10 protein-coding genes and 1 pseudogene are annotated in these 8,970 nt (G+C 66.5%); 5 read left to right on the forward strand and 6 right to left on the reverse strand.

The window, feature by feature from the left end:
* Positions 1-6: 6 nt before the first annotated feature.
* Complete coding sequence (locus tag ACP69S_RS16890) at positions 7-2,364, reverse strand: PAS domain-containing protein (protein ID WP_425999201.1); 2,358 nt, start codon at positions 2,362-2,364, stop codon at positions 7-9.
* Between the two features lie 103 nt (positions 2,365-2,467).
* On the opposite strand from ACP69S_RS16890, the gene ACP69S_RS16895 reads away from it, so the two are divergent.
* Positions 2,468-2,947 carry a Dps family protein gene (locus ACP69S_RS16895; RefSeq protein ID WP_425999203.1) on the forward strand — a complete coding sequence of 160 codons (480 nt, stop codon included), beginning with the start codon at positions 2,468-2,470 and terminating at the stop codon, positions 2,945-2,947.
* Positions 2,948-2,955: 8 nt separating this feature from the next.
* A complete protein-coding gene (locus ACP69S_RS16900; RefSeq protein ID WP_425999204.1) occupies positions 2,956-4,209 on the forward strand; it encodes a cell wall hydrolase in 1,254 nt (417 codons plus the stop codon).
* 14 nt (positions 4,210-4,223) lie between these two features.
* Here the strand turns inward: ACP69S_RS16900 and ACP69S_RS16905 are convergent, their stop codons facing one another.
* From ACP69S_RS16905 to ACP69S_RS16915, 3 genes are read right to left on the reverse strand one after another with little or no spacing between them, the layout of a single operon-like run.
* The gene (locus ACP69S_RS16905) at positions 4,224-5,000 is read right to left on the reverse strand and encodes a sulfite exporter TauE/SafE family protein (RefSeq protein ID WP_425999206.1); all 777 of its coding nucleotides are present in this window, start codon (positions 4,998-5,000) and stop codon (positions 4,224-4,226) included.
* 6 nt (positions 5,001-5,006) lie between these two features.
* Positions 5,007-5,540, reverse strand: coding sequence for a rhodanese family protein (locus ACP69S_RS16910; protein WP_425999207.1), 534 nt, complete (start codon positions 5,538-5,540; stop codon positions 5,007-5,009).
* Positions 5,530-5,865, reverse strand: a complete 336-nt coding sequence (locus tag ACP69S_RS16915) for an ArsR/SmtB family transcription factor (protein ID WP_425999209.1) — start codon at positions 5,863-5,865, stop codon at positions 5,530-5,532. The genes ACP69S_RS16910 and ACP69S_RS16915 overlap by 11 nt, the downstream gene beginning before the upstream one ends.
* 69 nt (positions 5,866-5,934) lie before the next feature.
* On the opposite strand from ACP69S_RS16915, the gene ACP69S_RS16920 reads away from it, so the two are divergent.
* Complete coding sequence (locus tag ACP69S_RS16920) at positions 5,935-6,810, forward strand: MBL fold metallo-hydrolase (RefSeq protein WP_425999211.1); 876 nt, start codon at positions 5,935-5,937, stop codon at positions 6,808-6,810.
* 14 nt (positions 6,811-6,824) lie between these two features.
* Entirely contained in the window at positions 6,825-7,217 is a 393-nt protein-coding gene (locus ACP69S_RS16925) for a DUF302 domain-containing protein (protein ID WP_425999213.1), read from the forward strand.
* A 238-nt stretch (positions 7,218-7,455) separates the two neighbouring features.
* On the opposite strand, the gene trxB is transcribed toward ACP69S_RS16925, so the two are convergent.
* The gene (gene trxB, locus ACP69S_RS16930; protein WP_425999215.1) at positions 7,456-8,481 is read right to left on the reverse strand and encodes a thioredoxin-disulfide reductase; all 1,026 of its coding nucleotides are present in this window, start codon (positions 8,479-8,481) and stop codon (positions 7,456-7,458) included.
* Here trxB and ACP69S_RS16935 point away from each other — a divergent pair.
* Positions 8,455-8,754, forward strand: a complete 300-nt coding sequence (locus ACP69S_RS16935; protein WP_425999216.1) for a DUF433 domain-containing protein — start codon at positions 8,455-8,457, stop codon at positions 8,752-8,754. The genes trxB and ACP69S_RS16935 overlap by 27 nt on opposite strands.
* A gap of 92 nt (positions 8,755-8,846) precedes the next feature.
* Here the strand turns inward: ACP69S_RS16935 and ACP69S_RS16940 are convergent.
* Positions 8,847-8,970 (reverse strand): annotated as a pseudogene (locus ACP69S_RS16940) (IS481 family transposase); the annotation flags it as partial.

Consider the following 8,970-nt stretch of genomic DNA (forward strand, 5'->3'; position numbering starts at 1 on the left):
GCAGACTTAATTGGCCCGCGCCTCGGTCAGCACCTTGGCCAGGCTATCCAGCGAGAACGGCTTGCTCAGGAAGGGCCAGGCGCCGGCCTGGGCGCGGCCCTGGTCGCCGCCGGTATAGCCCGAGCACAGCACCACCGGCAGGCCGGGGCGGATTTCCGCCAGATGCTCCGCCAGGTCCACGCCGCTGCGGCCGCCGGGCATGATCACGTCGCTGAGCACCAGTTCGATGGTGGCGTCCTGGTTCAGACGGTCGAGGGCCTCGTCGACTCCGCCCGCCCGGATGACCGTGTGGCCCAGGTCGTGGAGCATGGCGTCGATCAGTTCGGCCACCTGGGGGTCGTCCTCGACCAGCAGCACCCGGGAGGGGACCTGACCGGCCACATGGTCGATGGCGGCCTCGCCGGCGTCCAGGTCGACCGCCTCGGCGATGGGCAGCAGCATGGCTACGGTCGCCCCCTGGCCGGGACTGGTCTCGATATCGACCGAGCCGCCGCTCTGGCGGGCAAAGCCATAGACCTGCGACAGGCCAAGGCCCGTGCCCTCGCCGGGTGGCTTGGTGGTGAAGAACGGCTCGACGGCCCGGGCGGCGGTCTCGGGGTCCATGCCGGCCCCGGTGTCGCGTACGGCGACGCGCAGATACTTGCCCGCGCTGACGTCGCCGACCGCCTTTGTCAGGGTCACGGGACGGGTCTCGATAGTCACCTCGCCGCCGGCCGGGGTGGCGTCGCGGGCATTGACCACCAGGTTCAGCAGCGCCGCCTCGAACTGGCCGGAATCGACCAGGGCGTTGCGCACCCCGCCGCCCAGCCGCAGGTGAAAGCCGTAGGCGTCGCCCAGGGCGCGGCGCAGCAGGCCCTCGCTCTCGGCGATTAGGCGGTCGATGCGGCAGACCTCGGGGCGCAGCGGCTGGCGGCGGGCGAAGGCCAGCAGGTGCTGGGTCAGCTTCTCGCCCCGCTTGGCGGCGGCCATGGCGGCGGCGGTCATCTTCTGGCGCCGGGCCTCGTCGTCTGGGTGGCGGGCCACCACGTCCAGCGCGCCGATGATTACTGTCAGCAGGTTGTTGAAGTCGTGGGCGACGCCGCCGGTCAGCTGGCCAATGGCCTCCAGCTTCTGGGACTGGAACAGCGCCGCCTGGGCCGCGTCGCGTTCGGCCACGGCCGCCTGCACCCGGTCGGCCAGCAGCTCGTTGACGCCCGCCAGATCGGCCTCGGCCTGCTTGGCTTGGGAGACGTCGAAGGCGATGCCGATGAAGCCGGCGAACTCGCCGCCCGGATCCAGTCGGGGCTGGGAGAACGACTTGAGCCAGCGCATCTGGCCGTCAGCGCGTCGATATCGACCCTCGAGCGAAAACGGCTTGCGAGACCCCTCGCCGGCGATCTGGCCCTTGAGAATGCTGGGCAGGTCTTGCGGGTCCAGTCGTGTGCGCCAGTCCAGAACCAGCGCGTCCTCATAGCTGACGCCGGCGAAGTCGGCATAGGCCTTGTTGACGAACGCGCGCTGGCCGTCGGCCCGCGACACCCACATGAGGGCCGGGGCGCTGTCGGCCAGGCTGCGGAAACGCGCCTCGCTTTCGCGCAGGCGTTCGTCGTCCCGCCGGCGTTTGGTCACATCGAAGTTCAGCCCCAGCATCCGCACCGCGCGGCCCTTGTCGTCTCGCAACACCTGGCCGCGGGCATGGACCCAGCGTTCGCCCTGGCTCAGATCGGCCAGGCGAAATTCAACTTCGCAGGCCTCGCCCTGACGCACGGCGGCGCGGATACTGTCGCTGACCATCTTGCGATCATCGGGATGGATCGCCGCCTGCATGCGCGGAGAGTCCACGGGTTCCTCGGCTGCAAGGCCCAGGTTTTGTCGGGCGCTGGATGAGAGGTCCAAGGCGTTTGCGACGATGTCCCAGTTCCACGGGCCAACCCTGGCGGCGGTCTGGACCACGTCGAGCCTGACCTCCGCCTCCTGTTGTTGAACCCTGGCGCGGGCCAGGCTGTGGGCGGCCCCGCGCAGCCCTTCGGCCACTCCGGTGGTGACCAGGGCCGAGATCAGGAAGATCACCATCGTGGCGATCTCGTCTTCCGATAGCGGCTCGCCATGACGACCGCCCCACAGCCACCAGCCGAAGGCCGCGCCGCAGGCGATGGGAACAAGCCCCCAGCGCCAGCCCGCATAGAGGGTGACCAATACCATGGCGGGGAAGAAGGGCTGCGTCGCCCCGATCGTGCCGCTGAGGCCCAGCAGGGCGATCCGCATCAGGATGGCGGCCGAGACGGCGATCAGGGTCGCCAGGGCGCATCGCCAGACGGGTGGCGGAACGGCCGGGATCAGCCATGCGCCGATCAGCCCGTGAATAGGTTCACGGTCTTGCTGCATGGAGGATGGACCGTCCTGGCTCACCTTTGTCGCGCTCCGCCCAAACAAGGCTTGCCAAGAGCATGGACGAGCTTACCTAGGACACGCAACCCGGGAGATTATCATGGCTGTCACCCCCAACACCGGACTGTCGGCAAAGCAACGCGCCGAAATCGTCGCCGGCCTTAACAAGGTGCTGGCCGATAGCTATGCGCTCTATCTCAAGACGCACGGCTATCACTGGAACGTCCGGGGCCCCAACTTCCAGTCCCTGCACGTCTTGCTCGAAGGCCAGTACACTGAAGAGTGGACGGCGCTGGACGCCATCGCCGAACGCATTCGCGCTCTGGGCGAGTTGGCCCCGCAGGGCTATGCGGCCTTTGGAAATCTTTCCAGCATCAAGGACGGCGACCCCGAACAGGACTGGGAAGCCATGTTCGCCGAGCTGAAAAAGGACAACGAGACGGTCATCGCCACCCTGCGCGCGGCCTTCCCGGCGGCAGACGAGGCCGGCGACGAAGCTACCGCCGACCTGCTGACCCAGCGCCTGCAGGCCCACGAGAAACACGCCTGGATGATCCGCTCGACCCTGGGCGGTAAATAGATCGTCTGGTGTTCGCGGCTGTTTTCAAGCGTCTGACGGCTTCCAAGCGTCTGAGTGGGGCCGCCTTGGGGCTCCTGCTGCTGGGCGGCCTTTCCGCGTGCGCCACCTACTATGTTCCGCGCGGCTACGGTCGCGAGGCTGGCGTCGCCCGGATCACCCGCGGTTTCTCCGACGCAGCTCTGGCGCGCTATGTGGCCAATATGGATCCGGCCATGCTGACCCTGGCGCGGCGGCATGATCCCAGGCCGCACACCAACTACTGGGGCCGGGTCGAGGGCTGGGAGCGGCTGGACCTGGCCACCATTCCGCGCTTTTCCGACATCACGCCGGACTTCGACACTGCCCGCCTGATCAATTCCCTGCGCCTGGCCGCGCCGCTGGAAATCCAGGCGGCTCGGCCGTTCGTGCTGAAGGCCTCGGGCGAGGATCGCACCAAGGCCCTGCGCTGCCTGGCCCAGGCGGTCTATTTTGAGTCCGCCTTCGAGCCGCTGGCCGGCCAGCAAGCGGTGGCCCAGACCGTGCTCAACCGGATGCGCCATCCGGGCTATCCCAAGACCGTCTGCGGCGTGATCTATGAGGGCGCGGCGCGGGCCACGGGCTGCCAGTTCAGCTTCACCTGCGACGGCTCGCTGGCGCGCGAGCCCAGCCCCACCCTCTGGGCCACGGCCGAGTCCGTCGCGCGGCGCGCCCTGGGCGGTTTCGTGATGAAGGACGTCGGCGTCGCCACCCACTATCACGCCAGCTATGTCTCGCCCTATTGGGCGCCCACCCTGGTCAAGTTGCGCCAGGTGGGCCAGCACATCTTCTATCGCTGGACCGGACCGTCGGGCACGCTGGCGGCGTTCCGCGGCAAGTATCGCGGCGGCGAGGACGTCACCGCCGACATCCTGCTGGCCGGCGACGAACGCACCCTGGAAGCCGCCCCCGCCGAGGCCCTGGCCGCCGGCGCGGTAGTCAATACGGCGGTCCTGGCCCAGGCTCAGGCGGCGGGTCTTGTGCCCACCACCCTGGCCCCCGGCGCCCATCTGGTCATGACGCCAGACGCCAGCGCCCCGGGCGGCGAGCGCCTGAAGTTCGAAGGCACGGTCGCCGGCCGACGCATCCCGACGCCGGACGAGATCGCCGAGATCAACAAGTCGCTGGAAAAGCTGGACGGCGCGGCCGAGGAGAAGCCTGTGGTGGCGGAGACGCCGAAGGCCCCTTCGCCCCCGCCGCCCAAGCCGAAGGCGCGCCCGCCGAGCTTGTTTAATCCGCTGAATTAGGAGACGCGACGCAATCAGGAGAGCGAGCGCCAGATGACATAGGCCGCTGTCGCCAACACCATCACCGCGAACAATCTGCGGCCAAGCACGGCTTTGTCGGACAGAACCCGAACCACTGGCGGCGCTGCAATCGCACCGAACGCGCCGCCGACCACCAAGGCGGCGAACACTCGCCAGTCGATCAGGCCTGAGGCGGCATAGCTGGTGCTTGTAGCGGCGCCGAACAGGACGACCGAAACCAGAGAAGACGCCGCGGCATGGGCAAGCGTCATGCCTGTGGCGGCCATCAGTCCGGGCACGATCAGGAACCCGCCGCCTATACCGAAGAATCCGGCCGCCAAGCCTACCACCAGGCCGACCGGAGCCAGCTTCAGCGTGAGAGCCCGAGTGAGTCGTACGCCGGGGTCGCCCAGCCCCTTCCGCGGGGTGAGCATGGAGATGGCGACCGCGGCCATGGCGACGCCGAACCAGGTGAGCAGAACCTGCCCGTCCATCTGCTTTGCGAGCTGGGCGCCGATCATCGAGCCCGCCAGGCCCGCCCCGCCGAAGACAGCGGCGCAGGGCCATTTCACCGCCCCGGCTCGAGCTTGGCCAGCGAGACCGAAGAGGGCGTTCACGGCCACTGCGGCGGCGGCTGTGCCGATGGCGACGTGCGGATCTCGCACGCCCACGAGATAGATCAGCAGCGGGGTGGCGAGGACGGATCCGCCGCCGCCGAACACCGCCAGCAGCAGCCCGATCAGACCCCCGCCGACGACCGCGACGCCGTAACTCCAAAGGGGTAGGTCCATTGAAACCTAGGCCCCGGCTGGCCGGTTCCAGGGCGCGGCTTGCAGCAGGCGAGCCATGCCGCAGAAGCCGGTGGCGCCGGCGAATGCCAGCCCCGCGCCTACAAAGGCGGAGAGGCCGAAGAAGCCAGGGTGGGCGGTAAATCCCAGCAGTATGCCGGCAAGCACCAACAGGCCCGCCGCGATCTGTACTTGGCGCATGATTTCCAGGGGCGCCTTGCGGTCCTCGTTCACGGGCAGCCCGGCGGCGACCCATGCGTCCAAGCCGCCTTGCAGAACGAAGGCCTCGCCGTCGACTGCGTCGGCCAGCCGATCACAATGGGCCTGGGTTCGCATGCCGGAACGACAGGTGAAGACCACGTCCTTCGCGGGCTCGATCTTCAGGCGGGCCACTTCGAATGTCGACAGGGGGCGCGACAGAGCCCCCGCCGCATGCCGCCGTACGAACTCGTCGGCTTCGCGGATATCGATCAGCAGGGCGCGGCCCGACTTCAGTCGCTCGGCGACCTGGTCAGCGGGGAGAAATTGCAGCTTAGCGGTCATGGCTCTTGGCCTCCGGAGGGCAGAAGATCTCAGCCAGCGTCGATACAACCTTCAGCGCGGCCGGATCGGCGATCCGGTACCTGACAACCTGGGACTCGCGGCGAGTGGCCACGATCCCTTCCTCTCTGAGCACTGCGAGGTGCTGTGAAAGAGCCGACTGCGAGAGACCGACCAGGGGCAGGAGTTGGCCTACCGACCGCTCGCCTTCCGTGAGTTGGCAAAGGATCATGAGCCGACGCTCGTTCGCCAAGGCGCGGAGGAGCTTCGCGGCCGCCCCGGCGCTGGCTTGGAACTGGGTGATATCGAGATTGGAGAGATCGAACATGGATTGCTATATATTAGCTTGTGCTAATTTAGCAAGTGCTTATGTATAACGCCAGAATAGGAGCGCCACATGCATCCCGAAGTTCAGGCTTTCTTCGATCGCGCCACCTCGACCGCCAGCTATCTGGTGAGCGACCCCGCGACAAAGACGGCGGCCATTATCGATCCCGTTCTGGACTACGAGCCGAAATCGGCCCGGCTCTCGACAGCGTCGGCGGACCAGATCCTGACGGCGGTGAGGGACCGCGGGCTCGACCTGAAATATGTCCTGGAAACCCATGCCCACGCCGATCACCTCTCGGCCGCTGACTACATCCGCAAGCAAACGGGCTCGCGGATCGCCATCGGCGCCCGCATTGTCGAGGTGCAAAAGACCTTCATCCCGGTCTTCGAGGCCGACGATGTCGCTGATAACGGTCAGGCGTTCGATCACCTGCTGAACGAAGGCGACGAGCTTCAGCTTGGGGAGATCGCCATCGGCGTCCTCCACACCCCCGGTCACACCCCGGCCGATGTCACCTACCTGATCGGCGACGCGGCCTTCGTCGGCGACACTCTGTTCATGCCGGACTACGGCACGGCTCGCGCCGATTTTCCCGGCGGTGATGCCCGCTTGCTCTATCGCTCGATCCGAAAGGTGTTGGGTCTGCCGCCGCGGACCCGGCTTTTTGTGGGCCACGACTACCTGCCGGCCGGTCGCGAGACGTTCCGTTGGGAGAGCACGGTCGCCGAGCAGCGGGAGCAGAATATTCACATGCGCGAAGGGGTTACCGAAGAGGCCTTCGTCGCCATGCGTGAAGCGCGTGACGCGACCCTTGCTGCGCCTACGCTAATTCTCCCGTCCCTGCAGGTCAACATCAGGGCGGGAGCCTTGCCCGAAGCCTCAAAGTCGGGGCGCGTGTTCCTGAAGATCCCCATCACCCAGCGCGATGAACCGAAGTCCTAAAAGAGGAAGATCCAATGACCTACTACTATGCGAAAACCATCGCCCGTCCGTTCGACGAGGTCGTGGCGGCGACGCGGGAGGCGCTGAGCCTGGAAGGCTTTGGCGTTATCACCGAGGTCGACGTACGTCAGACCATGAAGGCCAAGATCGGCGAGGACTTTCGGCCCTACCTGATCCTCGGCGCCTGCAATCCTCGCCTGGCCTTCGAGGCGCTCCAGCTGGAAGACAAGGTGGGGATCATGTTGCCATGCAATGTCATCATCCAGGATGCAGGCGATGGACGTACCGAAGTCGCGGCGGTGGATCCCGTAGCGTCCATGGCGGCCATAGAGAACGACGGCTTGAAGCAGAAGGCGGCGATCGTGGGCGAAAAGCTCAGAGCCGCCATTGACCGAATCGGAGGCTGAGCGCCGGCGTAAAAACACCCTCACGCGCTCCTATGGACGGGCCGGGAGGATTTAGCCTCAAACCCCAAACGCCTTCGCGCAGGTCACCGCCACAGGCCGCTCCAGCGTCTCTTCGACCAAGGCCAGCGCCATGAAATGCGGTCCCGAAAATGGCGCGGTCACCTTCAGGGCCGCCTGCGCCGAATAGCCGACCCGCGGATTTCGGCCGCATCGGCCGTTGTCGCTTCCCGGATCAGCACTACCAGACCCCGATCTTCTCGGCCTCGTGGTGGCTGATCGGGTGGTGGGCCTTGGCGTGGTCTTCCTCGGCCAGGAAGCGCACGGCCTCGAGGGCGGCCATGCAGCCCATGCCGGCGGCGGTGACGGCCTGGCGGTAGATGTCGTCAGTGACGTCGCCGGCCGCATAGATGCCGGGGATGGCCGTCGAGGTCGTGCCGGGCTTGACGGTCAGATATCCGCTCGCGTGGGTTTCCAGTTGGTCCTTGAACAGCTCCGACGAGGGCGCGTGGCCGATGGCTATGAACACGCCGTCGCACGAAAGGTCGGTGGTCTCGCCGGTCTTGACGTTCTTCAGGCGCACGCCGGTGACGCCCCCCGCCTGGCCGGTCAGGGGGTTGGTGTCGCCCACGACCTCGTCGATGGCGCTGTCCCAGACCACTTCGATCTTGGGGTGGGCCAGCAGGCGCTCCTGCAGAATCTTCTCAGCCCGCAGCTCGTCCTTGCGGTGAACCAGGGTGACCTTGCTGGCGAAGCTGGTCAGGAACAGGGCTTCCTCGACGGCCGTATTGCCGCCGCCGACCACGACCACTTCCTTACCCCGATAGAAGAAACCGTCGCAGGTGGCGCAGGCGGAAACGCCAAAACCCTGGAACCGGCTCTCGCTCTCAAGACCCAGCCACTTGGCCTGGGCGCCGGTGGCGATGATCACCGTCTCGGCCAGCCAGTCCTGGCCGCTGTCGGTGGTGATGTGGAACGGGCGCTTGGAAAGGTCGGCGGTCAGCACGATGTCGCTGACGAACTCGGTGCCGACATGCTCGGCCTGGGCCTTCATCTGGTCCATCAGCCAGGGACCCTGGATGACGTCGGCAAAGCCCGGATAGTTCTCGACATCGGTCGTGATGGTCAGCTGGCCGCCCGGCTGGAGGCCGGCGATCAGCACGGGATTGAGCAGCGCGCGCGCGGCATAGATGGCGGCAGTATAGCCGGCGGGGCCTGAGCCAATGATCAGGCAGCGGGTGTGGCGGGGTTCGGAGGAGCTCGACATGGGCGATATCTAGTAGCGATTCCGCTTTGGCGCCATATTGCCGGGATAAACCCGCTGCTCGAACGCATCACGATTCAGCCCGGCAAAGCCGGAGGACGGCCGTGCATACGCGGCCTACGCGTTCGCGTGCAGGATGTTCTGGAGATGCTGGCTGCGGGCATGACGACCGCGGACGTCCTGGTTGAGTTCCCGTATCTTGAGGCCGACGATGTCCGCGCCGCTCTGGCCTATGCGGCTGCGGCCGTTGCGGACAAAGCTATCGCCGCCGCTTGAAGTTCCTGATCGACGCCCAGCTGCCGCCCAGCATGGCGGTTTGGTTGCGCGAAAAGGGCTATCATGCCGAGCATGTCATGGCCGTTGCGGGACTAGGTGTTTGGTCCCGGGCTTTGATGGATCGGATTGATCTTGAATCTTGCAGGCTCTTTTGTCCACATTTTGCAGATGAAGTCGTAGGGGGTCAGGCCCTTGAGCGTCTTAAGGCGCCGACCA

This window comes from Caulobacter sp. DWR1-3-2b1, from assembly GCF_049895765.1.
Lineage (GTDB): Bacteria > Pseudomonadota > Alphaproteobacteria > Caulobacterales > Caulobacteraceae > Caulobacter.

Bases quoted from the DNA above. Each gene is read 5' to 3' on its own strand.
- ACP69S_RS16890 (WP_425999201.1), bottom strand. From the start codon at position 2,364: ATGCAGCAAGACCGTGAACCTATTCACGGGCTGATCGGCGCATGGCTG.
- ACP69S_RS16895 (WP_425999203.1), top strand. From the start codon at position 2,468: ATGGCTGTCACCCCCAACACCGGACTGTCGGCAAAGCAACGCGCCGAA.
- ACP69S_RS16905 (WP_425999206.1), bottom strand. From the start codon at position 5,000: ATGGACCTACCCCTTTGGAGTTACGGCGTCGCGGTCGTCGGCGGGGGT.
- ACP69S_RS16910 (WP_425999207.1), bottom strand. From the start codon at position 5,540: ATGACCGCTAAGCTGCAATTTCTCCCCGCTGACCAGGTCGCCGAGCGA.
- ACP69S_RS16915 (WP_425999209.1), bottom strand. From the start codon at position 5,865: ATGTTCGATCTCTCCAATCTCGATATCACCCAGTTCCAAGCCAGCGCC.
- ACP69S_RS16920 (WP_425999211.1), top strand. From the start codon at position 5,935: ATGCATCCCGAAGTTCAGGCTTTCTTCGATCGCGCCACCTCGACCGCC.
- ACP69S_RS16925 (WP_425999213.1), top strand. From the start codon at position 6,825: ATGACCTACTACTATGCGAAAACCATCGCCCGTCCGTTCGACGAGGTC.
- trxB (WP_425999215.1), bottom strand. From the start codon at position 8,481: ATGTCGAGCTCCTCCGAACCCCGCCACACCCGCTGCCTGATCATTGGC.